Source organism: Streptomyces sp. NPDC029296 (assembly GCF_055569255.1).
The window spans coordinates 60,382-85,540 of sequence record NZ_JBVHXT010000025.1 but is presented as its reverse complement, the minus strand read 5'-3'; the positions used below and the strand labels follow the sequence as shown (position 1 = coordinate 85,540).

Below are 25,159 nucleotides of genomic sequence, written 5' to 3'. Positions count from 1 at the left end.
CCGCTCTGTGACTGTCGTCACGAGGGCGCGACACAATCGTCCGCAGCGACCGGCCCGGCGGCGGCCGGACGCGGCGGGGCCCGTACCATGCCTGGAGTCGTACAGCAGGACAGCCTGCTCCGTGAAGGACTCGCCGTGCACGAACCCCCCGCCGAATCGGCCTCCTGGCGCATCGCGCTGCCGCACACCGCGGCGGCGGTGCCGGTGGCGCGTGCCCTGGTGCGCTCGGCCCTCGCCGAGGGGCAGCACGTGACCGACTGCGACACGGCGGAGCTGCTGACCGCCGAGCTGGTGGCCAACGCGGTGGAGCACACCGCCGGGCGCGGCCCGATAGAGCTGGTGGTGGAGCTGCGGCCGACCGACTGCCGGGTGGAGGTGCACGATCCGGACCCGGCGCCGCCCGGCCATCTGACCCGGCCGGTGATCGAGGAGCCCGACGTGTGGCAGGAGGGCGGGCGCGGGCTGCTGCTGATCCGCGCCCTCAGTTCCTCCTGCGGTCACCGCCCCACCCCGTCGGGCAAGGCGGTGTGGTTCAGACTGCCTGTGGTTCCCGCTCGGCGGCGGCCGGCGTGACCTCGGCGGGCGCCGCCGCGAGCGTGGAGTGCCGGCGGCCGTAGGTGCCGTAGAGCGCGAGGCCCGCCGCGAGGAACACGGCGAACTGGATCCAGGTCCGCCAGCCGGTCTCCCACATCAGGTACAGGCAGAAGGCGATGCCGAGCAGCGGGGCCACCGGGTACAGCGGGACCCGGAAGCTGCGGTCGAGGCCCGGTTCGCGGCGGCGCAGGGCCATCACCGTGATGTTGACGACGGCCATGATGGCGAGGGTGCCGATGGTGCACAGGTTCATCACGGCGTCGAGGGAGGCGAAGGCCGCCGGGAGCGCGAAGACGACGGCGACGATCAGCGTGCCGGCGACCGGGGTGGAGGTGCGCGGGCTGACCTTCTCGAAGACGCGCGGGATCAGGCCGTCCCGGGACATCGACATCAGGATGCGGGTCTGGCCGTACATCACGGCGAGGACCACGGAGGCGATGGCGACGACCGCGCCGAAGGCGATGACGCCGCCGCCGACGGCCGAGCCGGTGACCTCGTTGACGACGTAGGACAGGGCGGCGGGGCGGCCGGCGACCTGGTCGCCGCCGATGGCGCCGATCGCGGCGAGCGCGACCGCGCAGTACAGCAGGGTCACGATGCCCATGCAGACCATGATCGCGACGGGGATGTGCCGGCGCGGGTTCTTCGCCTCCTCGCCGGCCGTGGTGATCGCGTCGAAGCCGATGTAGGAGAAGAACGCGGCGGTGGTGCCCGCGCCGATGCCGCCGAGGCCGGCCGGGGAGAACGGGGTGAGGTTGCCGTCCTTGAAGGCGCTGTAGCCGATGGCGCAGAAGGCGAGCAGGATGGCGAGCTTCACCGCGGCCATGGCGGCGGTCGCCCGGGCGCTCTCCCGCACCCCGCGCACCAGCAGCACCGAGGCCATGGCGATGACGATCACGGCCGGCAGGTTGACCACGCCGCCGTCCCCGGGGCCCGCGGACAGGGCGTCCGGGAGCTGGAGGCCGGTGAGGCTGTGCAGCAGCTCGTTGACGTACTGGCTCCAGCCGACCGCTACGGCGGAGATGGACACGCCGTACTCCAGCAGCAGGCACCAGCCGACGAGGAAGGCGGTGGACTCGCCGAGGCCGGCGTAGGCGAAGGAGTACGAGGAGCCGGAGACCGGGATCGCGCCGCCCAGCTCGGCGAAGGAGAAGGCGGTGAAGACGCAGGTGAGGGCCGCGAGGACGAAGGAGACGACGACGGCCGGGCCGGCCTGGGCGACCGAGTCGGACAGGCCGACGAAGATGCCGGTGCCGACGATGGCTCCGACGCCGAAGCAGATGAGCTGGAAGAGGCCCATGGTGCGCTTCAGGCCGTGTCCCTCGCGGTCGGCGCCGGATTCGGCGACGAGCAGCCGCGGGGACTTGATACGGGGAGCGGGCATGCGGGTGGTGCTCGATTCTGGTGGTGCGGGCGGCCGTGGTGGGCCGCGGCGGCGGCGCCGGAAGGGGTGGTTCCGGGCCGCCGGTCAGGATAAGGCCTGGTGAGGAGGGTCAGGCAAGGGTTTCCCGGGCGAGTGTGGCGACCAGCACCGCCTTGATGGTGTGCAGCCGGTTCTCCGCCTCGTCGAAGACCACGGAGTGGGCGGACTCGAAGACCTCGTCCGTCACCTCCAGCGAGTCGAGACCGTAGGCGTCGTGGATCTGCTGTCCCACCGCGGTGCCGAGGTCGTGGAAGGCCGGCAGGCAGTGCAGGAACCGTACGTCGGGGTTGCCGGTGGCGCGCAGCACGTCCATGGTCACCGCGTAGGGGGCGAGGGCCGCGATCCGCTCGGCCCACACCTCCTTGGGCTCGCCCATGGACACCCAGACGTCGGTGGCGACGAAGTCGGTGCCGCGGACCCCTTCGGCGATGTCCTCGGTGAGGGTGATCCGCGCCCCGCTGGAGTCGGCGAGCGCGCGGGCGCGGTCGAGGACGTCCTGGGCCGGCCAGTAGGACTTCGGGGCGACGATCCGTACGTCCATGCCGAGCAGGGCGCCGGTGACCAGGTAGGAGTTGCCCATGTTGAAGCGGGCGTCGCCGAGGTAGGCGAAGGCGGTTTCGCCGAGCGGCTTGGCGCAGTGCTCGGTCATGGTGAGCACGTCGGCGAGCATCTGGGTGGGGTGCCAGTCGTCGGTGAGGCCGTTGTAGACCGGCACGCCGGCGTACGCGGCCAGCTCCTCGACCTTGGCCTGGCTGTCGCCCCGGTACTCGATGGCGTCGTACATCCGGCCCAGCACCCGGGCGGTGTCCCGCACCGACTCCTTGTGCCCGATCTGCGACCCGGAGGGCTCCAGGTAGGTGGTGTGGGCGCCCTGGTCGGCGGCGGCGACCTCGAACGCGCAGCGGGTGCGCGTCGAGGTCTTCTCGAAGATCAGCGCGATGTTCCGGCCGCGCAGGTACGGGGTCTCGGTCCCGGCCTTCTTGGCGGCCTTCAGCTCGGCGGCCAGCTCGACCAGGCCGCGGAACTCCGCGGCGGTGAAGTCCAGCTCCTTGAGGAAGTGGCGGCCGGCGAGGGCGGTCGGGACTGTCACCATGGGGGCGCTCCAGGGGTATGACTACAGGGGACTGTGGAAGTCTATACGATCCTTCACATTTCTATACGGCGTCTCGCTGGACGGGACAGCTCATGCACCGGGGCCCGCCCCGGCCCCGGCCCAGCTCGCTGCCCGGGATCTCGATCACCTCGATGCCCTGCTTGCGCAGGTGCGTGTTGGTGGTCACGTTCCGCTCGTAGGCGACGACGACCCCGGGCTCGACGGCGAGCACGTTGCACCCGTCGTCCCACTGCTCGCGTTCGGCGGCGTGCACGTCCTGCGTGGCGGTCAGCACCCGGATCTCGCCGAGGCCGAGCGCGGCGGCGATCGCCCGGTGCATGTGCTCCGGCGGATGGTCGGTGACCTTCAGCTCCCGTTCGCCGACGCCGGGCTCGATGGTGTAGGAGCGGAGCATGCCGAGGCCGGCGTACTGGGTGAAGGTGTCCCCGTCGACCATGGTCATCACCGTGTCCAGGTGCATGAAGGCGCGCCGCTTCGGCAGGTCGAGCGCGACGATGGTGCGCGCGGAACCGGCCGCGAACAGCTTGTGCGCCAGCATCTCCACGGCCTGCGGGGTGGTCCGCTCGCTCATCCCGATCAGCACGGCGCCGTTGCCGATCACCAGGACGTCGCCGCCCTCGATGGTGGAGGGGTAGTCGGCCTGGCCCCGGGACCAGACGTGGAAGGTCTCGTCCCGGAACAGCGGGTGGTGGCGGTAGATCGCCTCGAAGTGCACGGTCTCGCGCTGCCGGGCGGGCCAGCGCATGGCGTTGATGGAGACGCCGTCGTAGATCCACGCCGAGGTGTCGCGGGTGAAGAGGTGGTTGGGCAGCGGGCGCAGCAGGAAGTCGTCCAGGTCCATGACGTGGAAGCGCACGGAGGTGGGTTCCTCGTGGCCGGCCAGGTACTCCCGCTTGGTCATGCCGCCGACCAGGGCCTCGGCCAGCTCGGCCGGGGTCATCCGGTCGAAGGAGGCGCGCAGGTGGCCGGTGGCGAGGGGGCCGTACTCCTTCTCGTCGAAGACCCGGTCCAGGACCAGCGCGCGGGCCTCGGGGAGCGCCAGCGCCTCGGCGAGCAGGTCGCCGAAGAGGTGGACCTCGACCCCCCGGTCGCGCAGGACGTCGGCGAACCCGTCGTGCTCGGCGCGCGCCCGGCGCACCCACAGCACGTCGTCGAAGAGCAGGGCGTCCTTGTTGCTGGGGGTGAGCCTTTTGAGCTCTAGGTCGGGCCGGTGCAGGATGACCCGGCGCAGCCGCCCGGCCTCGGAGTCGACGTGGAATCCCATGGTTCCATCCTGACCGCCGGGACCCTCCTTCATCCCCTGCTCGCCGGTTTCCGCTGCGCGTGACCCAAACCGCGCTGCGGCGGCACCGACCACCGTCCCCCGCGGGGCGGCAGGGCCGCCGCCCCCGCCGGCCGGGACCAGCCGCTCGGCGGTGAGCAGGGCGAGCGCCCGGCGGCCCCGGACTCCCCCGCCGGTGCAAGCACAGGCCGCGGCCCCGGCGCGGACACGTTCCGCATCGACGTAGTGATGAAGCCGACCATGGCCTTCTTGGTCTCCCAAGAGCTGTCCCGCAAAAGATCTCCGGAGCTCGGACGTGCGCTACCCCATGACCGTACGAGCCGCGTCGAGGAAGGCCAGCCGGTTGTCCTCCAGGTAGTCCCGTACGCTCTCGCCTTCGGGCAGGCCTTCCCACACGGTCCGGTTAAGGTCGAGGAAGTACGCGCGTGCCGCGTCGTGTACGGGCAGGGGGAACTGGATGCGGATGAGCCGCTCGGCGACCCACAGCCTGTTCATCACGTCCCGGGTCGTCAGGTACCAGTCGTGGGTGTCGTCCCAGTCGGCGGGTCGGCTGAACGCGGCGCGTTCCGCTTCGGCGCCCACCTCGATGAACCGCTCCAGCAGCGCCAGCCGTTCCGGTCGCCGGGCCTCTGATAAGGCGATCCGCTGCCGTTGCTGTTCGGCGCGTTCCGCCGAGAGCTGAGTCCTGTGCTGGACGAGGTAGGACAACAAGCCGCCGAGGACAACGCCGCCCAGGATATGAGGGACACCCAGACCTGACCTGACACAGCGGTCATTGTCCCATGCCGTCGATCTTTGAGTCGATCACGCTGTGGCTGTTGTGGTCACAGTGTCGGAGCCGTCCTGGACAACCCCTTTCACCGAGCTGAGCCCGCGTCAGTTCGGTGAGCTGATCACCGCGCTACGGCGCGAGGGGGTGGACCCGGGGCGGTGAGGCTGGTCCGCAGGACTGAGGGGAGAGCTTGCTACTGCCGCAGGATGCTCATGATCTCGCTCGCCTTGGCGATAGCGGCCCGTGGCCCGTACGCCGCCATTGCCGCTAGCACGGTTGCACTGCCGGCCACGACGACGTCTACACCCGCAGGAAGCCCGAAAAGAACACCGAGACACAGTGACGCTGCCGCGGCGACGACAACAGCCGTCAGCCGAAGCCCTTCTCTATTGGCCACCGGGGTGGTGCCCCGCAGGCTCTGCCCGGGGAGGAGCGTACTGACGTTTCCGGCGGCGAAGCTGTTACCGATCTTTGCCAGAAGTGCGGCCAGGCTGCGGAGCGCTCCATTCCCATTGCCGTCGATCTGCGCCTCGGCCAGTTGGAGCTTGGCCACGACGAGAGCGGCATGATTCTTTGCGTTCCTCTGCCGTGGAGACCCGCGGCCAACGCTGTTCGTAATGCGATGGACCCGAAGAAGTGAGCGCCGAACTGTGGAGCAGGTGTCGTCCAAGTGCCGAAGAGCTTGGGGCCGACCGCTCGTGTCCGCGCGTGCGACTGCGTCGCATGCCTCGATGGCGGCCATGATCGAGAGCAGGAGCGTGTACCCCGCGATGGCTTTGCTGTGCCGGGCTGCCCACATCAGAAGTGGCAGCGTCACAGCAGCGAGCATGAGTGCCGATGGCTGCAAACTCGGCTGTATCTTCCGCATCTCGATCGTCTTGAACACAGCCATGACGAGGTCTGAACAACCGAGACCGATCAGGAAGGTAAGCAGCCCATAGCGAAGCTTGACGCTCGCAGCGGTCTTCTTGCCTGCCTCACGGAACGACTGAATCGGCAAGTCCGCCAGACCAAGGCGCCGCAACGCCTGAGCTGCTGAAGCCATATCCCTTTCTGCGACTCTGGCGTTCCACGCCGACCACCATGCCTGCAGTGGCTGGATCCGGCGCGCGATCCACGCAAGGATGCGGTAGGCCGACACCACCATCGCGGCCAGGAGTACACCCCCCACCACTGACCGCTGTATCGCGGCTGCGCGCTCCCAGTCAAAGTTCATGTGGGGATCCTGGCGCAGAGCACTGACAACCGTGGCAGATCTGCTTGATCAGCACAGCGGTGAGCCGTATTTGGCGCCACGGCTTACCCGGCAAGCCAGGCCTCGCCTACTTCCAGCCGTCCAGCGACACCTGCGGGCCGCCGCTGAGGTAGCGGTGGAGAGCGCTTGAGGTGGTGTCCACGAATTGCTCGGGGATGGCGTCGGCATCGACCCAGCGGACCTGGGCGTGCTTGCGCGGTTCGCGGTTCTCCGGCTCGCCGGTCCACTCGTGGGCGACGAACACGACCGTGAGGAAGCCGTTGGGTGCTTCCACTCCCCAGGCGCCGTGGATGATGTGGGCGACCTCGAGCGCTTCCGGCTTGATGGTCAGACCGGTCTCTTCGTACAGCTCACGGACGGCCGTCTCGGTGATCGGCTCTCCGGGCTCGCTCTTGCCGACCGGGAGATCCCACAGGCCCTTGGCAAATTTGGCCTGGTCGCTGCGCTGAAGGAGGATCACGCGGTTGGTGGCCTTGTCGTGGACGATGACCGCGGCGACCAGCAGGGTCATCGATTCGAGCGCCGGCTTGAGGGCCTTCGGCTGGTCGTCGGTCTGCTGGGCCACAGGGTTCCCTTCGTCGGGCGGGTTGTTGGGCATGTTAGGCGAGGGCCTCGCGGGCGCGGAGGGCGAGATCGGCGGCGCCTGGTACCTTGCGCCGCTGGTAGACCGCAAGGGTGGAACGGATGGAGATGATCGCCTTGCGGGTGCGGTCGGAGGTCATGCCCTCCATGAACGTCAGAGCCTGGGTCCAGGCGGCGACGGCTTCGTCGGCGCGGGCCTGGGCGGCGAGGCTGTCGCCGAGGTCGGCGTGGGTGAGGGCGTGGACGCGCTTGTACTTTTCGGGGTCCCAGCGGGTGAGGGCGTCCCGGTGCTGCCGCTCGGTGCCGATGTGGTCGGCGAGGTCGGTCAGGGTGCGGGCGGTGTGGCTGGCCACGGTGCCGGCGGCTGGGCCGCTGACACGGGAGTAGGTGGGCTGGGGGCCGTCGTCTCGTAGAACGGCATCTTCGGCAGCGAGGAGGGCTCGTGCGGCCGACGGGTTCTCGTTCACGGCGGCGTAGGCGCGGGCGTGGGTGATGTGGAGCAGGGCCTCGGTCTGGCCGTCGACGTGGCCGAGACCCGTGCGTAGGGCGCCTTCGACGAGATCGACGCAGTGGTGATGCTGTTTAAGGCTCAGGGCCTGGTGGGCGAGGGCGCGCATCATCCAGGCGGCGTGGCCGTGGGGGTCTGCTTCGCAGGCGAGCCTGTAGCCGACCTGGTAGTAACGCTGGGCAGCGCCTTCGTGGCCGAGGTCGTGGTGTTTCCAGCCTGCCAGGCAGGCGAGTTCGGCGACGGCGCCGATGGATCGACGACGACTTCACCGACCTGGACCACTCGTGGGCCGCGGAGCGCACAGCCAGTGGTGTCCCGACCCTCCTCGTGCAGCCGAATCCTCACGTCGGGCTGCGGGCTGAGCATCTGGCCGAGGCCCGGGCATGGGCCGGTCAATTGATCGATACGCGGGCTGCAGCGCCCGCTGCTCCGACCGAGACCGAAGCAGCGTGACGCGACCCGGGCGAGGAGTCGATGCCCCCGCGACGAGGGCGCGGCCGCCCCTACAACCGCGGGTCCACCGGCTCCGACTCCAGCGCCAGCACCCCGAACACCGCCTCGTGCACCCGCCACAGCGGTTCCCCGCCGGCCAGGCGGTCCAGGGCCTCCAGGCCGAGGGCGTACTCGCGCAGGGCCAGCGAGCGCTTGTGGTTCAGGAACCGCTGCCGCAGCCGGGCGAGCCGGTCGGGGCGGGTGTACTCCGGGCCGTAGATGATCCGCAGGTACTCGCGGCCCCGGCACTTGACGCCGGGCTGCACCAGCCGTCCGTCCGGTCCGCGCACCAGCGCGCCGAGCGGTTTGACGACCATGCCCTCGCCGCCCCGGCCGGTCATCTCCAGCCACCAGTCGACGCCCGCGCGCACCGACTCCGCATCGCCGGTGTCGACGTACAGCCGCCGGGTGGTGTGCAGCAGTCCGGTGCCGTCGTACTCCACGAGCCGGTCGATCAGGGCCAGTTGCTCGTCGTGCGGCAGCGCGGCGAGGCTGCGGCCCTGGACGGCGAGCAGCTGGAAGGGGGCCAGCCGGACCCCGTCCAGGCCCTCGGTGGGCCAGCAGTAGCGGCGGTAGGCGGCGGTGAACGCCGCCGCGTCGGCGGCGCGTTCCCGCTGCCGGTCGAGCAGCGCGCCCACGTCGGTCCCGCGCCCGGCCGCCGCCTCCAGGGCGGCGAGCGCGCCCGGGAACACGGCACCGGAGGCGGCGCCCACGGCCGCGTACTGGCCGCGCAGCAGCCCGGCGGCCTTCAAGGACCACGGCATCAGCTCGGCGTCCAGCAGCAGCCAGTCCGTGTCGAGTTCGTCCCAGAGTCCGGCGTCGGTGACCGCCGCGCGCAGCCGGCCGAGGATCTCCTCGGTGGTGTGCTCGTCGTCGAAGAACGGCCGTCCGGTCCGGGTGTAGAGGGATCCGGTGGGTCCCTCCGCACCGAACCGGCGTCGTGCCGCCTTCGCGTCCCGGCACACCAGGGCCACGGCCCGCGAGCCCATGTGCTTCTCCTCGCACACCACGCGCGCGACCCCGTCCCGCGCGTACTGCGCGAACGCCTCCCGCGGGTGCTCCAGGTAGCCCTCGATCCCCGAGGTGGCCGTCGGTGCCATGGTCGGCGGGAGGTACGGCAGCAGCCGCGGGTCGATCGCGAAGCGGCTCATGACCTCCAGGGCCGCCGCCGCGTTCTCCTCGCGGACCGCCACCCGGCCCGCGTGCCGGGTCTCCACGGCACGCCGGCCGTGCACGTCCGCCAGGTCCAGCGGCCGGCCGTCCTGTCCGCCGGGCGCCTCGGTGGCGAGCGGCCGGGCCGGCTCGTACCAGACCCGCTCGGCCGGTACGTCGACCAGCTCGCGCTCCGGCCAGCGCAGCGCGGTGAGCTTGCCGCCGAAGACGGCGCCGGTGTCCAGGCAGAGGGTGTTGTTCAGCCAGGTGGCCTCCGGTACCGGGGTGTGGCCGTAGACCACGGCGGCCCGGCCCCGGTAGTCCTCGGCCCACGGGTAGCGCACCGGCAGCCCGAACTCGTCGGTCTCGCCGGTGGTGTCGCCGTACAGGGCGTGCGAGCGGACCCGGCCGGAGGTGCGGCCGTGGTACTTCTCGGGCAGACCGGCGTGGCAGACGACCAGCCGGCCGCCGTCCAGGACGTAGTGGCTGACCAGCCCGTCGAGGAAGCGCCGCACCTCGGCCTTGAACTCCTCGCTCTCGCCCTCCATCTGCGCGATCGTCTCGGCGAGCCCGTGGGTGTGCTGCACCTTGCGGCCCTTGAGGTAACGGCCGTACTTGTTCTCGTGGTTGCCGGGGACGCACAGGGCGTTGCCCGAGTGCACCATCGACATCACGCGGCGCAGCACGCCGGGGCTGTCCGGGCCGCGGTCGACCAGGTCGCCGACGAACACGGCGGTACGGCCCTCGGGGTGCGCCCCGTCGGTGTAGCCCAGCTTGGCGAGCAGCGCCTCCAGTTCGGCGGAGCAGCCGTGGATGTCGCCGATGATGTCGAACGGGCCGGTGAGGTGGGTGAGGTCGTTGTAGCGCTTCTCGGTGACGACGGTGGCGTGCTCCACCTCTTCGACGCCGCGCAGCACGTGCACCTTGCTAAAGCCCTCGCGCTCCAGGTGCCTGAGGGAGCGGCGCAGTTCGCGGATGTGCCGCTGGATGACCCGGCGGGGCATGTTCGCCCGGTCGGCGCGGGCCGCGTTCCGCTCGGCGCACACCTCTTCCGGCAGGTCCAGCACGATCGCGATGGGCAGTACGTCGTACTGGTTCGCCAGCTCGACCAGCCGGCGCCGGCTGTCCTGCTGCACGCTGGTGGCGTCCACGACGGTGCGGCGGCCGGCGGCCAGCCGCTTGCCGGCGATGTAGTGCAGGACGTCGAAGGCGTCGCCGGTCGCGCTCTGGTCGTTCTCGTCGTCGCTGACCAGGCCGCGGCAGAAGTCGGAGGAGATCACCTCGGTGGGCTTGAAGTGCCGCCGGGCGAACGTGGACTTGCCGGAGCCGGAGGCGCCGACGAGCACCACGAGGGAGAGGTCGGTGACGGGGAGCGCCCGCCCCTTGTACGGTGCCTCGGTCATGCCGCCTTCGCCTCCTTCTCGCCCCTGATCGTGAAGGTCGCCATCTGGGTGGGCGGGCCCACCTCGGGGTCGTCCGGGCCGACGGGCGTGAACCCCACGTCGTAGCCGTGACGTTCGGCCACGGTCGCGGCCCAGGCGCGGAACTCCTCGCGGGTCCACTCGAAGCGGTGGTCGCCGTGCCGGACGTGGCCGGCGGGCAGGTTCTCCCAGCGGACGTTGTATTCGACGTTCGGGGTGGTCACGATGACCGTGCGGGGGCGCGCGTGCCCGAACACGGCGTACTCCAGGGCCGGCAGCCGGGGCGGGTCGACGTGCTCGACGACCTCGCTGAGCACGGCGGCGTCGTACCCCTTGAGCCGGCGGTCGGTGTAGGCGAGGGAGCCCTGGAGCAACTTGACGCGCGCCGCCTGCCGTTCGCCCATGCGGTCCAGCTTCAGCCGGCGGGCGGCGAGGGCGAGGGCGCGCTGCGAGACGTCGACGCCGACGATCTCGGTGTACCGGGCGTCCTTGAGCAGCGCCTGCGCCAACTGGCCCTGGCCGCAGCCGAGGTCGAGGACCCGGGCGGCGCCGCAGGAGTCCAGGGCGGCGAGGACGGCCTCGCGCCGGAGCACGGCGAGCGGGGTGGGCCTCTCCTCGGTTTCGGTCTCGTCCGCCACCGCGTTGTCGATGTCCTCGACCTCGCTGTCGTCGGCCTCCGCGAGCCGCACCAGCTCCAGCCGCTCCCTCGCCTGACGGGTCAGCGACCAGCGCCGCGAGAGGTAGCGGTCGGTGATGAGCCGCTGCTCCGGGTGCCCCGCCAGCCAGCCCTCGCCGGCCCGCAGCAGCTTGTCGACCTCGTCGGCGGAGACCCAGTAGTGCTTGGCGTCGTCGAGCACCGGCAGCAGGACGTACAGGTGGCGCAGCGCCTCGGCGAGGGTGACCCGCTCGGACTCCAGCAGCAGCCGGACGTACCGCGAGTCGCCCCACTGCGGGAACGCGGTGTCGAGCGGGACCGGGTCGGCGGTGACCGTCCAGCCGAGCGGTGTGAAGAGCCGTCGTACGAGGTCCGGGCCGCCGCGGGCGGGCAGTGCGGGGATCTCGACGCGCAGCGGCAGCGGGGCGGCGGCCCGCTCGGGCCGGGCGGCCGAGACTCCGCGCAGGGCGCTGGAGAAGACGTTGGCCAGCGCCACGGCGAGCAGCGAGGAGGCCGCGTAGGGGCGGTCGTTGACGTACTGGGCGAGGGCCGCGTCGGGTGCGCCGCCGCGGCCCTTGCCCCGGCCCCGGCGGACCAGGGCGACGGGATCGATCTCCAGCAGCAGCGCGGCCGTGCAGCGTTCGGCGTCCGCCTCGGGGTAGAACACGTGCGCCGTGCCGTAGGAGGTGGAGAACGCCTGCGCCTTGTCGGGGTGCTTGTGCAGCAGGTACCCGAGGTCGGTGGCCGGCCGCGCGGCCGTGCCGGTGGTGGAGATCGTCACGAACATGCGGTCGAGTCTCCCCGGCCGGGGCCCGCGCCCACCACCGGTTTTCGGCTCGGCCGGGGTGGTCGCCGGCCGGGTCAGGAGGCTTCGGCGATGACCTTGCGGGCGTTCGCCAGGGCCCGTTCCTGGGCGGCCCGCCGGCCCTCCAGCGCCTTCGCGTTCGTGTCGATGGCGGCCCTCTGCGCGCGGGTCTCCACGGCGTGCACGGCCTCGATGTAGCCGGTGTCGAGCTTGCAGCGGGCGTCGGCGGCGGCGGTCTCCTTCTCCTTGGCCGAGGGTCCGTCGGTGCTGATCCAGTCGGCGTCGGTGGACGCCTCGTCCGGGTCGGGGTAGTGCAGGCCCGCGTCCTTCATGCAGGCCGCCCAGGCGCGGTCGGCCTTCTTCCAGGCGGGGTCCTTCATGGCCCGCGCATGCGCGTCGGACCACAGTTTCATGACGACCGTGTAGTAGCCGGTGAGCCGTATCCCGCCGATCTCGGCCCTCTCGGGCCCGGAGCCGTAGAGCCTCCGGTTCGCCTCGCCGAGGCAGCCGCCCTCGGGGACGGGCTTGCCGTGCGCCCGGTGGCTGTCGCCGGCCTCGAAGCGGCCGGTGAGGGCCGTGTACTGGTCGGCGGGCCACTCCAAGGGACGCTCGGCGGGCTCCTCGTGCGGCCGCCTGTGGTAGCCGTACTCGGCCGCCAGGTCGGGGTCGTCCACTCCGTACGGGGTGTCGTGGCCGACCTCGCTGCTGCTCACGAACATGCCCTTGGGCACCGGGTAGGTGGACTCGACACTCCTGACGTCGAACGTCTGGAAGCCGGTGAAGCCGAGCCGGAGCATGCACTGCCCGGTCAGGATCCACTGTGCCGTGTTGATGGCCTTCGTGCCGCCGGACTCCTGGTCCGGCAGATAGGCCTGGAGCGGGAGCGAGTCCATGGTGTTGAGGTCGCGGGCGTCGTCGCCGGCGCCGTCGCCGTCGCCGCCGGACTGACAGGCCGTCACGGCGAGCAGGGCGGTGAGAGCGAGAGGGAGGATTTTACGCACCGGGACATACGACCAGCCGTGGATCCCGCGCGCTGTGACGGAACCCACAGTTCCGGGACGCGGCGTTCACAGGGGTTCGCGGGAGTTCACAGGAGTTCCCGGCGGTGACCTGTGAGATCCGTTATGGCCCGCCGGTCCGGGACCTGATGAAGTGATCCTCCGTCAACTGACCATTGACGAACGACCATCGACCGAAGACCAGGGGGAACCCATGACCATCGACCGGACGATCCGGGACCGCGGACCCGTACGAACGGCCCGGGCCCGCAGGTGTGCCGCCGTCGCGGTGGCGGGGGGTGCCGTGCTGGGCGCGGGCGTCCTCGCGACCGCGCCCGCCCACGCGGCCCCGGCGGTGCCGCGGGTGTCGGCGCAGGGCGCGTACGCCATGAATTCCGCGAGCGGGAAGCAGCTGTTCGGCAAGGCACCGGACGCCCGGCTGCGGACCGGCTCCACCACGAAGATCATGACGGCGCTCGTCGTGCTGTCGCAGCGGAACGTGGACCTCGGGAAGAAGGTGAAGATCAAGAAGGAGTACACCGACTACGTCATCGACCCGGTGTCGCACACCCAGCGCTACTCCAGCGCGCATCTGATCCTCGGCGACTCGATGCCGGTGGGCGACCTGCTGTACGGCCTGATGCTGCCGTCGGGCTGCGACGCGGCCTACGCGCTGGCGGACACCTACGGCACGGGGTCCACGACGGCCCGGCGGACCAAGTCGTTCATCGGCAAGATGAACGGCAAGGCGCGTGAGCTGGGCCTGAAGAACACCCACTTCGACTCCTTCGACGGGGTGTCCAACGGCAAGAACTACTCCTCGCCGCGCGACCTGGCCAAGCTGGCCGGGGCCGCGCTGAAGAACAAGGCGTTCAAGAAGGTCGTCGGCACCAAGGTCTACGACGACATGAAGTCGTACCGGCCCGGCGGCGGCACGCACGCCATGAACCCGTGGAACAACTCCAACAAGCTGCTCGGTTCCTACCGGGGCGCGTTCGGGGTGAAGACCGGGTCCGGGCCGGAGGCGAAGTTCTGCCTGGTGTTCGCGGCCACCCGCGGGTCCAAGACGGTCGTGGGCACGGTGCTGGCGGCCGACTCGGCGGACGAGCGGTTCAAGGACGCGACGAAGATCCTGGACTACGGCTTCACACGCTGACGGCAGGCGGGGCGGGACGGCCACCGGAAGCGGCCGGTCCCGGCGTCGGATGGTTTCGGCCTCGGATGGTTTCGGCCTCGGGTGGTTTTTGGAACGGCTGTTTTTTATCCGGGATGGGGCACGTCTTCCGTCCCGGGGCCGGAGCCGGGCGCGGCAGGCCCCGGCTCCTCCCGCCGTCCCGACTCCATCGAGGCCGACACCTTCAGGACCGCGGCGGCCAGGGCCAGACCGGCGACGCCCACGTTGAGCCGGAGGTAGGCGGGGCTGCTGGAGTGGGTGCTGCCGTCGGCGAGGACGCAGTCGAAGCGGAGCGGCGCATAGGAGGCCGTCTGGCCCACGAGGACACCGGGCGGGAAGTCGTCGCGGCACTCGTGGGCCGGGGTGGAGTCGGCTCCGGAGGACGACTCGTGCACGGACAGCGCGACCCCTCCCGCGCCGAGCAGGTACAGGTCCACGGCGGCCAGGAACGCCATCCGCGCCGACCAGCGCAGCAGGTCCGGCCGCCAGTCCGGACGCCGGCCGGGCAGGGCCACGGACAGCAGCTTGACGATGACGGCGATCCCCCAGACGGGGACCGCGAGCAGCGCCGGGAACAGCAGCAGCCCGAACAGGATGCCGAGCGGTGAGTCATCGTCCATCACCCGATCCCACCAGGCCCCCTCCCCCGACACCGTGCCGGAAGCCACACCTCCGGTCACAGGCTCGTCACAACGGGGGCGGGGTGGCCGCCGCCATGGCCGGGAGAGCCGGGCCCGGAGGAGCCGGGGGCGGGCGCCGGACAGCCCGGGCGGGCCCACGGAGCAGGCCATCGGACCCGGCACCGGCTGCCGCACCCTGCCATCGGGGCCGCGGCCCATGGGCCCGGACCGCCGGCTCGGAGGCCGGGTCCCCCGGGCCGGACGGGCCGGGGGTGCGGGCCACGAAGCCCCGGTGGGCCGTTCGGCCCGGTGCCGGGCCGCGCCGCGGGGGGCGGGGGCCCGGCGTCCGGCCGTGCGCGCGGGTTACGGCAGCTGGGACTGGACCTGGGAGGAGATCAGCTCCAGGTGGTCCAGGTCGTGGAGGTCCAGTACCTGGAGGTAGATCCGGCGGGAGCCGATCTCGGCATAGCGGCCGATCTTGTCGACGACCTCGGCCGGGGAGCCGGCCAGCCCGTTGGCCTTCAGCTCGTCCACCTCACGGCCGATCGCGGCGGCGCGCCGGGCCACTTCCTGGTCGTCCTTGCCGACGCAGACGACGAGCGCGTTGGAGTACACCAGGTCGTCCGCGCCCCGGCCGGCCTCCGCTGCGGCGGCCCGGACCCTGCCGAACTGCCGCTCGCTGTCCTCGACGGAGGCGAAGGGGATGTTGAACTCGTCGGCGTACTGCGCGGCGAGCCGCGGCGTACGGGTCGCGCCGTGACCGCCGATGAGCACGGGCACCTTCCGCTGCGCGGGCTTGGGCAGCGCCGGCGACCCGGTGAGGTCGTAGTACGTGCCGTGGAAGTCGAAGGTCTTGCCGGCCTCGGTCTTCCACAGCCCGGTGACGATCGCGAGCTGCTCCTCCAGCCGGGCGAACTTCTCCTTCGGGAACGGGATGCCGTACGCCTTGTGCTCCTCCTCGAACCAGCCCGCGCCCAGGCCGAGTTCGACCCGGCCGCCGGACATCTGGTCGACCTGGGCGACCTGGATGGCGAGCACGCCGGGCAGGCGGAAGGTGCCGGCCGTCATCAGCGTGCCGAGACGGATGCGCTTGGTCTCGCGGGCCAGGCCGGCCAGCGTGATCCAGGCGTCGGTGGGGCCGGGCAGGCCGTCCACGTTGCCCATGCGCAGGTAGTGGTCCGAGCGGAAGAACGCGTCGAACCCGAGGTCCTCGGTGGCCTTCGCCACGGTGAGCAGGGTGTCGTAGGTGGCCCCTTGCTGGGGCTCGGTGAAGATTCGCAGGTCCATACACCTATCCTGCACGGCGCCGGACGCGCCGGCTGCGCCGGTACCGCCCGGCACGGCCGCCACCGGACGGGTGAAATCCGTCCGTCCGGGCCCGGCGCGTGAAGCCCCCGCGTGTCCGGCAGGGGTCTCGTCGGCCAAGACGCACCCGGGCCACTCGGCCGGTTGACGCGGCGCGACCGGCCGCTCCCGCTCGTTCGGAGTGTCCGGCGCATGGGGAGTGTTCGGCTGACCGGCGCATTCGGCTGCCCCGGCCGATCCGGCCCAAGACGGCCGGATGACGTTCGTCCCGTTCCTCGTTCACGTCCCCGCACCCGCGAACCCGCCGCCGGTGACCAGCGTCGGGGAGCTTCCGCCGACCTGGTAGCGTCGCCCCCGTGACTGCCGGGTCGGCCATGGGCCACACACGAGTGGGGCGCCCGGCCTCGGCGTGAGCACGAGGCGGGCGAGAGGCCCGCCGTTTCCTCCGTCTGCGTTTCCCGCGCCCGCGCGGCGCTCCCCAGCGGATCCAGCACCCGGAGACACATCCACCCATGTCACATGATCAGCAGCGCCTTCACGCATCCGCGTCGCCTGCCACCGTCCAGCTGAACCACACCGCCGTCTACGCCTCGGACCGTCACCTGTCGGCCGGGTTCCTCGCGGCGGTCCTGGGGGTGGGCGTCGGCGCCCCCTTCGGGCCGTTCCTGCCCGTCGACCTGGGCAACGGCGTGACGCTCGACTACTACGAGAAGCGCGACGAGCCGATCCAGTCGCAGCACTACGCGTTCCTCGTCCCCGACGAGGAGTTCGACTCCGTGATCGCCCGCCTCGAGACGATCGGCGTCACCTACTACGCCGACCCCCGGCGCACCGAGCCCGGCCGGATCAACCGTCTCTTCGGCGGTCGCGGCGCCTACTTCGACGATCCGGACGGCCACAACATGGAGATCATGACCCGCCCGTACATACGGCCGTAACCGGCATACGGCCGCAGCCGGCACCGGAAGCGGTCCGGGCGGCGGTCATACGCCGAACGGGGTGTCCTGGGCGTCCTCGGGCACCAGCGCCGCCCGCGCCGCCAGTTTGCGCAGCATCTCCAGGACGCGGTCGCGGGACTCGTCGGCCGCGTCGATCGCCTCCATGCACTGCCAGTACGTCGTCTCGTCGACGGCGGCGCTCGCCATGCCGACCAGGGACATGCCGACCTCGCCGAGCAGGCCGCCGAGGCAGAGCAGGGTCTCGCGGGCGTCGTCCAGCTCGGTGAGCTGGGCGGCGCGCAGGTCGCCGGGGTCGAGTTCGGGCGGATCCAGGACGCCGCAGCCCCGGCCCGCCAGCTCCGTCAGTCCCAGCGCCTCCCCGCGCAGCTCCGGCGGACCGGAGACCGCGAGGCGGCTCCCGATCGCCTGTGCCAGGGCCTGCGCCTGCCACACCTCCGCCATCATCTCCCCCGCGTCGGCGCCGCCCGCCAGGGCCCGCCTGCTCGCGAGGATGAGCCGTACCGCATCCATGGATGCCCCCGTCCGTCCGCCGTGCCCTCCGGCGCGGCCTCGTGAACAACTCTCTTGTCCACTACCCAGAGTGAGGGTGGTTGAGGCGAAAAGCCAGAGGAAGACGGAAATCTCTGGACAACAATTCGGATTCGTCACGCGAGTTAGCTACAGAGAGTAATAACGGAGTCTAGGAGTCCGCCTGTTGGTCCTCCGGTCCGGCGCCCGGGGCGTCCCCCGCGCCCTGCCGGTCCCGGCCGCCCGGGACCGGGAAGCGGTGTTCGTTGCGGTCGATCTTGGCGGCCAGCGCGGTCAGCGGGTCGATGCCGAGGACCGCGCAGAACTGGAGCAGATAGGCCAGCACATCGGCGACCTCGTCCGTGACCCGGTGCGCCGTGCCGGGGTCGTCCATCACCCGGGCGGACTCCTCCGGGGTCAGCCACTGGAAGATCTCGACCAGTTCGGACGCCTCCACCGAGAGGGCGGCGACGAGGTTCTTGGGCGTGTGGTACGGCTGCCAGTTCCGCGCGGCGGCGAAGTCGGCGAGTCTGCGCTGGAGCGAGGCGAGGTCGGGGTGTTCGGTCACGCGTTCAGGTGTACCACCGTGACCCCCGGGGTTCCGGCGGCCCAGGAGGCGTCCTGTACCGCGGCCACGCAGCGGATGTGTCCGCGCCGGCCCATCCGGGCGGCCGTCCGCAGCAGTTCCCCGCGCTGGGCGGGGTCCAGGCCCCGGTCGAAGCCGTCGGCGAGGACGGTGAGGGACCGCAGGGCGTCCGGCACCTCGCCCGGCGCGTCCATGTCCAGCACGCCCGGTCCGGTCAGCAGCACCAGGGTCAGCGCCAGATAGCGCAGCTCGCCGTCGCCGAGCCGGGCGAGCGCGGTGCGGACGCCGTCGCCCCGGTCGAGCAGCGCCCGTACCGTGCCGTCGGACAGCGGCTCGGCCACCAGGTCGGCCACCGGGCCGGCACAGCCCGCCGCCAGCGCCTCGACCAGTTGGCCGTGCCTGCGGGAGCACTCGGCGCGGGTGCGCCACAGCACGTCGGCGAGGTTGTCGCAGCCGGGCAGCAGCCGGCCGGAACCGGTGGGGACGGGGAGGCGCATGTGCTCGGGGCGCGGATCGCAGGGGAAGACGGAGCGCAGGGCGACGACCATCTGCTCGGCGGCGGCGAGCACGCGGCGCTGCCCGTCGGTCTTGCCGGCCACGCGCAGCGGCAGCAGGGCGGTGCCCAGGCGGTCGTCGGGGAGCGGGGCGCGGGTCACCGGGGCGGAGCCCGCGGTGTGCCAGGCGGCCTGGACGGTACGGCGCCCGGGGTCGCGCAGCGCGGTCTCCAGCAGGACCACCCCGCGCGCGGTCAGTCGCTCCCCCACGATCCGCAGGTCCGGTTCGGCCTGTACGGCGACATCGAGCCGGACCGGGCCCTCGGCGCCGTCGGCCGTGCATCCGATCCGGAAGCCCCGGCGCCCCTCGGCGTCGGGCCGCGCCCGCTCCGGTACCCGGGCGGCCGGGTCCGGGAACGCCTCGTCGAGCGGGGCACCGCCGCCGAGCCGGGCCAGCGCCTCGCAGGCGGCCAGCGCGGTGGTCTTGCCGGCCCCGCTGGGCCCCGCGAGCAGGGTGACCGGCCCGAGCGGGAACCCGGCGCCCCGGTGCCCGGCGAAGGCGGAGAGCCGCAACTCGGTGATCCGGGACCGGATGTCGGGGTGGGGGCCGGAGGGCGCGGGCACGTCGGCCGCCGGCGACTCAGCGAACACGAAGGGGACGGCCATATGCGGACCGTAGAGCCCCGCCGCTCCGCAGAATCGTTTCACCGTCGGGGTTTCCCCCGATCGTGGGACGGCCGGCGCGCGGTGCCGTCAGGTGCCCGACAGTCCCGCCCCCTCCATCAGACCGCTGACCTCCGTGCCGGGCGGGGTGAGGAGGAAGACGTTGCGGTCGACCCGGTGCATCCCGCTGCCCAGGCCGAAGACGACGCCGGTGCTGAAGTCGAGGACGCGTTTGGCGACGTCGCCCTCCGCGCCGGACAGGTCCAGCAGCACCGGCACCCCGGCCATCAGGGTCTCGGCGACTTCCCGGGCGTCCGCGAAGACGTTGACGCGCAGGACCACGAACCGGCGCCGGGTCTCGGTCTCGGCGTCGGGCAGCGAGCGGTGGGTCACCGCGGACGGCCAGGAGTCCCGGCCCCGCAGCGGCACGACCTGGGCGAGCCCTTCCCACTGTTCATCGGTGACGTCGTAACGGCTCACCGGCTCCCCCTGACCTGACTCGCGAACAATTCGTACACCTGCCAATTCTTACGCCAAGTCACCCGTTCGGCCCAACAGCGACACGGTGCGCGACCGGGGCGTCCGGCTCCGAGGCCCCCCAGAGGCCACCCCTGAACCTCCGGGATGGCACAGCTCACAACCGCAAGAAGAGAAACCTCACAGCCCGTGCCGCGCCCCCGATTCGGTGCCCTGCCCTAGCATCCCAGCCATGACGGTCCTGCCTGACGACGGGCTCTCACTGGCCGCCGAGTTCCCTGACGCGACACACGAGCAGTGGCAACGCCTGGTGGAGGGCGTACTGCGCAGGTCAGGCAGGGAATTGTCCGGCGAGGCAGCGGAAGACGCCCTGTCCACGACGCTCGAGGACGGGCTGCGCACCCGGCCCCTGTACACCGCGCACGACAGCGCGCCCGATCCCGGCCTGCCGGGCTTCGCCCCCTTCGTGCGGGGCGGCAGGCCCGAGGGCACCGGCCCGGGCGGCTGGGACGTGCGCCAGCGGCACACGGCACTCGGCGACGGCCCGGCACACGCCGTGCTCGCCGACCTGGAGAACGGCGGCGCCTCCCTCTGGCTGGTGCTGGGCGAGGGCGGCATCCCGGTCACGGAGCTGGGCCGCGCCCTCGACGGGGTCTACCTCGACCTGGCCCCGGTCGTGCTGGACGCGGGCCCGGACACCGCCCGGGCCGCCGAGGCCCTGCTGCGGCTGTACGCGGACAAGGGCGTGGACGCCGGGGCGGTGCGCGGCAACCTGGGCGGCGACCCGCTCGGGCACGAGGCCCGCACCGGCACCGCGCTGCCCTTCGCGCCGTACGCCGAGCTGGCCGTGCGCTGCGCCGAGGGGTACCCGGGGCTGCGCGCGCTGACCGTGGACGCGCTGCCGTACCACGAGGCGGGCGGCTCGGCCGCGCAGGAGCTGGGCGCCTCGCTGGCCACCGGGGTGGCCTATCTGCGGGAGCTGACCGAGGCCGGGCTCGGCGTCGAACAGGCCGTCGCACAGCTGGAGTTCCGGTACGCGGCGACCGCCGACCAGTTCCTGACCATCGCCAAGCTGCGCGCGGCGCGCCGGCTGTGGGCGCGGGTCGCCGAGGTGTGCGGGGCGCCCGGGGCGGGCGCGCAGAGGCAGCACGTGGTGACCTCGCCGGTGATGATGACCCGCCGCGACCCGTGGGTGAACATGCTCCGCACGACCGTCGCGGCGCTGGCCGCCGGGGTGGGCGGCGCCGACGCGGTGACCGTGCTGCCGTTCGACCACGCGCTGGGGCTGCCCGACGCCTTCGCCCGGCGGATCGCCCGCAACACCTCCTCCATCCTGATCGAGGAGTCCCACCTGGCCCGGGTGATCGACCCGGCGGGCGGGTCCTGGTACGTGGAGCGGCTGACGGCCGATCTGGCCGAGGCCGCCTGGGCGTTCTTCCGGTCCGTCGAGCGCGACGGCGGCCAGGCGGCCGTGCTGCGCTCCGGCCGGCTGCGCACCGACCTCGCCACGACCTGGGCGGAGCGCTCCAAGCGGCTCGCCAGGCGGCGCGAGCCCATCACCGGGGTCAGCGAGTTCCCGCTGCTGGCGGAGGAGCCGGTCGAGCGCCCGGCCGCGCCCGAGCCGCCCTCGGGCGGTCTGCCCCGGGTGCGCCGCGACGAGGCGTACGAGGAGCTGCGCGCCCGCTCCGACGCCCATCTGGCGAGGACCGGCGCCCGGCCCCGGATCTACCTGGCCACGATCGGCTCCGCGGCCGAGTACACCGCGCGCGCGGCCTTCGCCGCGAACCTCTTCCAGGCCGGCGGCATCGAGCCGGTCACCGAGGGCGGCTTCGCCGGCAGCGGTGCCACCGAGGCCGTGGTGTGCTCCAGCGACGCGCTCTACGCCGAACAGGCCGGGCAGGTGGCCGGGTCGCTGCGCGCGGCCGGGGCCCGGCACGTGTTCCTGGCGGGCCGGGGAGAGTACCCCGGCATCGACTCGTACGTCTTCGCGGGCTGTGACGCCGTGGATGTGCTGTCCGCGACCCTCGACCGCATGGGAGTGTCCTGATGGGAATCCCCGACTTCTCCGGCATCGAGCTGGGCACCCCGGTCACGGGCGGCACCGAGGACGAGTGGCGCGCGGCGCTGCGGCGGGCCGCCGGGGACGCGGAGGCGGTGTGGGAGACCCCGGAGGGCATCGGGGTCAAGCCGCTGTACACCGGACGCGACCTGGAGGGCCTGGACTTCCTGGGCACCTACCCGGGTATCGCGCCGTATCTGCGCGGCCCGTACCCGACCATGTACGTCAACCAGCCCTGGACGATCCGGCAGTACGCGGGCTTCTCCACCGCCGAGGAGTCCAACGCGTTCTACCGGCGCAACCTGGCGGCCGGCCAGAAGGGCCTGTCGGTCGCCTTCGACCTGCCCACGCACCGGGGCTACGACAGCGACCACCCGCGGGTGACGGGCGACGTCGGCATGGCGGGCGTGGCCATCGACTCGATCTACGACATGCGGCAGTTGTTCGACGGCATCCCGCTGGACAGGATGACCGTGTCGATGACGATGAACGGCGCGGTGCTGCCGGTGCTGGCGCTGTACATCGTGGCGGCGGAGGAGCAGGGCGTACCGCCCGAGAAGCTGGCCGGGACCATTCAGAACGACATTCTGAAGGAGTTCATGGTCCGCAACACCTACATCTATCCGCCGAAGCCGTCGATGCGGATCATCTCGGACATCTTCGCGTACACCTCGCGGCGGATGCCGCGCTACAACTCCATCTCCATCTCCGGCTACCACATCCAGGAGGCGGGCGCGACGGCCGACCTGGAGCTGGCGTACACCCTCGCGGACGGCGTGGAGTACCTGCGCGCGGGGCGGGAGGCCGGGCTGGACGTGGACGCGTTCGCGCCCCGGCTGTCCTTCTTCTGGGCGATCGGCATGAACTTCTTCATGGAGATCGCCAAGCTGCGGGCGGCCCGGCTGCTGTGGGCCAAGCTGGTGCGGCAGTTCGATCCGCAGAACCCCAAGTCCCTCTCCTTGCGCACCCATTCGCAGACCTCGGGCTGGTCGCTGACCGCGCAGGACGTCTTCAACAACGTCACCCGCACCTGCGTGGAGGCGATGGCGGCCACCCAGGGCCACACGCAGTCGCTGCACACCAACGCGCTCGACGAGGCGCTGGCGCTGCCGACCGACTTCTCGGCCCGCATCGCCCGCAACACCCAGCTGCTGATCCAGCAGGAGTCGGGCACCACCCGGGTCATCGACCCGTGGGGCGGCAGCGCGTACGTGGAGCGGCTGACGTACGACCTCGCCCGCAAGGCCTGGGCGCACATCCAGGAGGTCGAGCAGGCGGGCGGGATGGCGCAGGCCATCGACGCCGGCATCCCGAAGCTGCGCGTGGAGGAGGCGGCGGCCCGCACCCAGGCCCGCATCGACTCCGGCCGGCAGCCGGTGATCGGCGTGAACAAGTACCGGGTGGACAGCGACGAGCGGATCGACGTACGCGCGGTCGACAACTCCGCCGTGCGCGCCCAGCAGATCGAGAAGCTGCGGCGGCTGCGCGCGGAGCGGGACGAGACCGCCTGCCGCGACGCGCTGGACGCGCTGACCCGGGCGGCCGACGGCACGGACAACCTGCTGGAGCTGGCGGTGCGCGCGGCCCGCGCCAAGGCGACGGTCGGCGAGATCTCCGACGCCCTGGAGAAGGTGTACGGACGGCACGCCGGGCAGATCCGTACGATCTCCGGTGTGTACCGCAACGAGGCAGGACAGTCGGCGTCGGTGGACCGCACCCGGGCCCTGGTGGGCGCGTTCGAGGAGGCCGAGGGGCGCCGGCCGCGCATCCTGGTCGCGAAGATGGGCCAGGACGGCCACGACCGCGGCCAGAAGGTGATCGCGACGGCCTTCGCCGACCTCGGTTTCGACGTGGACGTCGGCCCGCTGTTCCAGACGCCCGAGGAGGTCGCCCGGCAGGCGGTCGAGGCGGACGTGCACGTGGTCGGGGTGTCGTCGCTGGCCGCCGGACACCTCACGCTCGTCCCGGCGCTGCGCGAGAAGCTCGCCGAGGAGGGCCGCGAGGACATCATGATCGTGGTCGGCGGGGTGATCCCGCCGCAGGACGTGCCGACCCTGCGCGAGATGGGCGCGGCGGAGGTGTTCCTGCCCGGGACGGTGATCCCGGACGCGGCCCACGACCTGGTCACGCGGCTGGCGGCCGATCTCGGTCACGAGCTGTAGCGGCGATGGCAGCGATCGATCTCGACACGTATGTGAAGGGTGTCCTCGACGGGAAGCGGGCCCTGGTGGCCCGCGCCATCACGCTCGTGGAGTCCACCCGGCCACAGCACCGGGAGCTGGCGCAGCGGCTGCTCACCGAGCTGCTGCCGTACGGCGGCCGGGCGCGGCGGATCGGGGTGAGCGGGGTGCCCGGGGTCGGCAAGTCGACGTTCATCGACGCGTTCGGCACGATGCTGACCTCACTGGGGCACCGGGTCGCGGTGCTCGCCGTCGACCCGTCCTCTACCCGCACGGGCGGCTCCATCCTCGGCGACAAGACGCGGATGGAGCGGCTCGCGGTCGACCCGGCGGCCTTCGTGCGGCCCTCCCCCAGCGCGGGCACGCTGGGCGGGGTCGCCAAGGCCACCCGGGAGTCGATGGTGGTGATGGAGGCGGCCGGCTACGACGTGATCCTGGTGGAGACCGTCGGGGTGGGCCAGTCGGAGACGGCGGTCGCCGACATGGTGGACTCCTTCCTGCTGCTCACGCTGGCCCGCACGGGTGATCAGCTGCAGGGCATCAAGAAGGGCGTCCTGGAGCTGGCCGACGTGATCGCCGTGAACAAGGCGGACGGCCCGCACGAGCGGGACGCGCGGGCCGCGGCCCGGGAACTGGCGGGCGCGCTCCGGCTGATGCACGGCAAAGAGGCCTTCTGGACGCCGCCGGTGCTGCACTGCAGCGCGCGGGAGTCGGCCGGTCTGGACACGGTGTGGGAGCGGCTGGAGCAGCACCGCCGGCTGCTGGAGAGCACCGGGCGGCTGGCGGCCAAGCGCCGGGACCAGCAGGTCGGCTGGGTGTGGGCGATGGTCCGCGACGAGCTGCTGGGCCGGCTGCACGCCGACCCGGCGGTGCGCGCCGCCGCCCCGGACCTGGAACGGCGGGTCCGGGACGGGGAGCTGACGGCGACCCTGGCGGCGGAGCGGATCCTGGCCGCCTTCGAGGGCCGTACGGCTCCTTCGGCCGGGGACTGACCGGCAGGGGGGGGGGGGGGGGGGGGGGGCCCGGAGCCCACGCCCGGGCGAGGTTTCCCCAGCCCAAGGGAGGGAGGGGCCCCCCTTGGC

The 25,159-nt window shown here is 72.1% G+C and carries 21 protein-coding genes and 2 pseudogenes; 7 read left to right on the top strand and 16 right to left on the bottom strand.

The annotated features are described in order from the left end of the window. The first annotated feature begins 87 nt into the window (after positions 1-87). The gene (locus ACZ4W9_RS22410) at positions 88-573 is read left to right on the top strand and encodes an ATP-binding protein (RefSeq protein WP_467938472.1); all 486 of its coding nucleotides are present in this window, start codon (positions 88-90) and stop codon (positions 571-573) included. On the opposite strand, the gene ACZ4W9_RS22405 is transcribed toward ACZ4W9_RS22410, so the two are convergent. The 4 genes from ACZ4W9_RS22405 to ACZ4W9_RS22390 form a co-directional block, all read right to left on the bottom strand. Further along, positions 533-1,978 (bottom strand): amino acid permease, encoded by a 1,446-nt coding sequence (locus ACZ4W9_RS22405; RefSeq protein WP_467938470.1) that lies wholly within the window; start codon positions 1,976-1,978, stop codon positions 533-535. The two genes, ACZ4W9_RS22410 and ACZ4W9_RS22405, sit on opposite strands and share 41 nt — an antisense overlap. Before the next feature lie 109 nt (positions 1,979-2,087). After that, the gene (gene argF, locus ACZ4W9_RS22400) at positions 2,088-3,110 is read right to left on the bottom strand and encodes an ornithine carbamoyltransferase (protein WP_467938468.1); all 1,023 of its coding nucleotides are present in this window, start codon (positions 3,108-3,110) and stop codon (positions 2,088-2,090) included. Positions 3,111-3,171: 61 nt separating this feature from the next. Next, a complete protein-coding gene (locus ACZ4W9_RS22395; RefSeq protein WP_467938466.1) occupies positions 3,172-4,395 on the bottom strand; it encodes an arginine deiminase in 1,224 nt (407 codons plus the stop codon). 318 nt (positions 4,396-4,713) lie between these two features. After that, complete coding sequence (locus ACZ4W9_RS22390; protein ID WP_467938464.1) at positions 4,714-5,124, bottom strand: hypothetical protein; 411 nt, start codon at positions 5,122-5,124, stop codon at positions 4,714-4,716. Positions 5,125-5,233: 109 nt separating this feature from the next. Here ACZ4W9_RS22390 and ACZ4W9_RS22385 point away from each other — a divergent pair. Then, positions 5,234-5,344 (top strand): annotated as a pseudogene (locus ACZ4W9_RS22385) (IS5/IS1182 family transposase); the annotation flags it as partial. 34 nt (positions 5,345-5,378) lie between these two features. On the opposite strand, the gene ACZ4W9_RS22380 reads toward ACZ4W9_RS22385, so the two are convergent. From ACZ4W9_RS22380 to ACZ4W9_RS22355, 6 genes and pseudogenes are all read right to left on the bottom strand, one after another. Next, on the bottom strand, positions 5,379-6,401 hold the full coding sequence (locus ACZ4W9_RS22380; protein ID WP_467938462.1) for a hypothetical protein: 1,023 nt from the start codon (positions 6,399-6,401) through the stop codon (positions 5,379-5,381). 106 nt (positions 6,402-6,507) lie between these two features. Continuing rightward, positions 6,508-7,038 (bottom strand): NUDIX domain-containing protein, encoded by a 531-nt coding sequence (locus tag ACZ4W9_RS22375; protein ID WP_467938460.1) that lies wholly within the window; start codon positions 7,036-7,038, stop codon positions 6,508-6,510. A 1-nt stretch (position 7,039) separates the two neighbouring features. Next, a pseudogene (locus ACZ4W9_RS22370) lies at positions 7,040-7,792 on the bottom strand (tetratricopeptide repeat protein); the annotation flags it as partial. A gap of 241 nt (positions 7,793-8,033) precedes the next feature. Further along, positions 8,034-10,577 (bottom strand): polynucleotide kinase-phosphatase, encoded by a 2,544-nt coding sequence (locus tag ACZ4W9_RS22365; RefSeq protein WP_467938458.1) that lies wholly within the window; start codon positions 10,575-10,577, stop codon positions 8,034-8,036. Beyond that, positions 10,574-12,037, bottom strand: coding sequence for a 3' terminal RNA ribose 2'-O-methyltransferase Hen1 (locus ACZ4W9_RS22360; RefSeq protein WP_467938456.1), 1,464 nt, complete (start codon positions 12,035-12,037; stop codon positions 10,574-10,576). Before ACZ4W9_RS22360 ends, ACZ4W9_RS22365 begins: the two co-directional genes overlap by 4 nt. Before the next feature lie 74 nt (positions 12,038-12,111). Then, positions 12,112-13,056 (bottom strand): hypothetical protein, encoded by a 945-nt coding sequence (locus ACZ4W9_RS22355; RefSeq protein ID WP_467938454.1) that lies wholly within the window; start codon positions 13,054-13,056, stop codon positions 12,112-12,114. A 211-nt stretch (positions 13,057-13,267) separates the two neighbouring features. On the opposite strand from ACZ4W9_RS22355, the gene ACZ4W9_RS22350 reads away from it, so the two are divergent. Beyond that, a complete protein-coding gene (locus ACZ4W9_RS22350; RefSeq protein WP_467938452.1) occupies positions 13,268-14,209 on the top strand; it encodes a D-alanyl-D-alanine carboxypeptidase family protein in 942 nt (313 codons plus the stop codon). Positions 14,210-14,313: 104 nt separating this feature from the next. Here ACZ4W9_RS22350 and ACZ4W9_RS22345 read toward each other — a convergent pair whose 3' ends face one another. Then, positions 14,314-14,847 carry a hypothetical protein gene (locus ACZ4W9_RS22345; protein WP_467938450.1) on the bottom strand — a complete coding sequence of 178 codons (534 nt, stop codon included), beginning with the start codon at positions 14,845-14,847 and terminating at the stop codon, positions 14,314-14,316. A gap of 363 nt (positions 14,848-15,210) precedes the next feature. Next, the gene (locus ACZ4W9_RS22340) at positions 15,211-16,134 is read right to left on the bottom strand and encodes an LLM class F420-dependent oxidoreductase (protein ID WP_467938448.1); all 924 of its coding nucleotides are present in this window, start codon (positions 16,132-16,134) and stop codon (positions 15,211-15,213) included. Positions 16,135-16,664: 530 nt separating this feature from the next. On the opposite strand from ACZ4W9_RS22340, the gene ACZ4W9_RS22335 reads away from it, so the two are divergent. Continuing rightward, a complete protein-coding gene (locus tag ACZ4W9_RS22335) occupies positions 16,665-17,090 on the top strand; it encodes a VOC family protein (RefSeq protein ID WP_467938446.1) in 426 nt (141 codons plus the stop codon). A 45-nt stretch (positions 17,091-17,135) separates the two neighbouring features. On the opposite strand, the gene ACZ4W9_RS22330 is transcribed toward ACZ4W9_RS22335, so the two are convergent. The 4 genes from ACZ4W9_RS22330 to ACZ4W9_RS22315 form a co-directional block, all read right to left on the bottom strand. Continuing rightward, positions 17,136-17,621 (bottom strand): DUF6099 family protein, encoded by a 486-nt coding sequence (locus ACZ4W9_RS22330; protein ID WP_467938444.1) that lies wholly within the window; start codon positions 17,619-17,621, stop codon positions 17,136-17,138. 169 nt (positions 17,622-17,790) lie between these two features. Further along, a complete protein-coding gene (locus ACZ4W9_RS22325; protein ID WP_467938442.1) occupies positions 17,791-18,186 on the bottom strand; it encodes a nucleotide pyrophosphohydrolase in 396 nt (131 codons plus the stop codon). Continuing rightward, positions 18,183-19,364, bottom strand: coding sequence for an AAA family ATPase (locus ACZ4W9_RS22320; protein ID WP_467938440.1), 1,182 nt, complete (start codon positions 19,362-19,364; stop codon positions 18,183-18,185). Before ACZ4W9_RS22320 ends, ACZ4W9_RS22325 begins: the two co-directional genes overlap by 4 nt. Positions 19,365-19,451: 87 nt before the next feature. Beyond that, the gene (locus tag ACZ4W9_RS22315) at positions 19,452-19,841 is read right to left on the bottom strand and encodes a cell division protein SepF (RefSeq protein WP_467938438.1); all 390 of its coding nucleotides are present in this window, start codon (positions 19,839-19,841) and stop codon (positions 19,452-19,454) included. 229 nt (positions 19,842-20,070) lie between these two features. Between ACZ4W9_RS22315 and ACZ4W9_RS22310 the strand changes: the two genes are divergently transcribed. The 3 genes from ACZ4W9_RS22310 to meaB are packed head-to-tail and all read left to right on the top strand — an operon-like array spanning position 20,071 to position 25,069. Further along, complete coding sequence (locus tag ACZ4W9_RS22310; protein WP_467938436.1) at positions 20,071-21,885, top strand: methylmalonyl-CoA mutase family protein; 1,815 nt, start codon at positions 20,071-20,073, stop codon at positions 21,883-21,885. Then, complete coding sequence (scpA, locus tag ACZ4W9_RS22305) at positions 21,885-24,059, top strand: methylmalonyl-CoA mutase (protein WP_467938434.1); 2,175 nt, start codon at positions 21,885-21,887, stop codon at positions 24,057-24,059. The genes ACZ4W9_RS22310 and scpA overlap by 1 nt, the downstream gene beginning before the upstream one ends. A gap of 5 nt (positions 24,060-24,064) precedes the next feature. Beyond that, complete coding sequence (gene meaB / locus ACZ4W9_RS22300; RefSeq protein WP_467938430.1) at positions 24,065-25,069, top strand: methylmalonyl Co-A mutase-associated GTPase MeaB; 1,005 nt, start codon at positions 24,065-24,067, stop codon at positions 25,067-25,069. Positions 25,070-25,159: the final 90 nt, after the last annotated feature.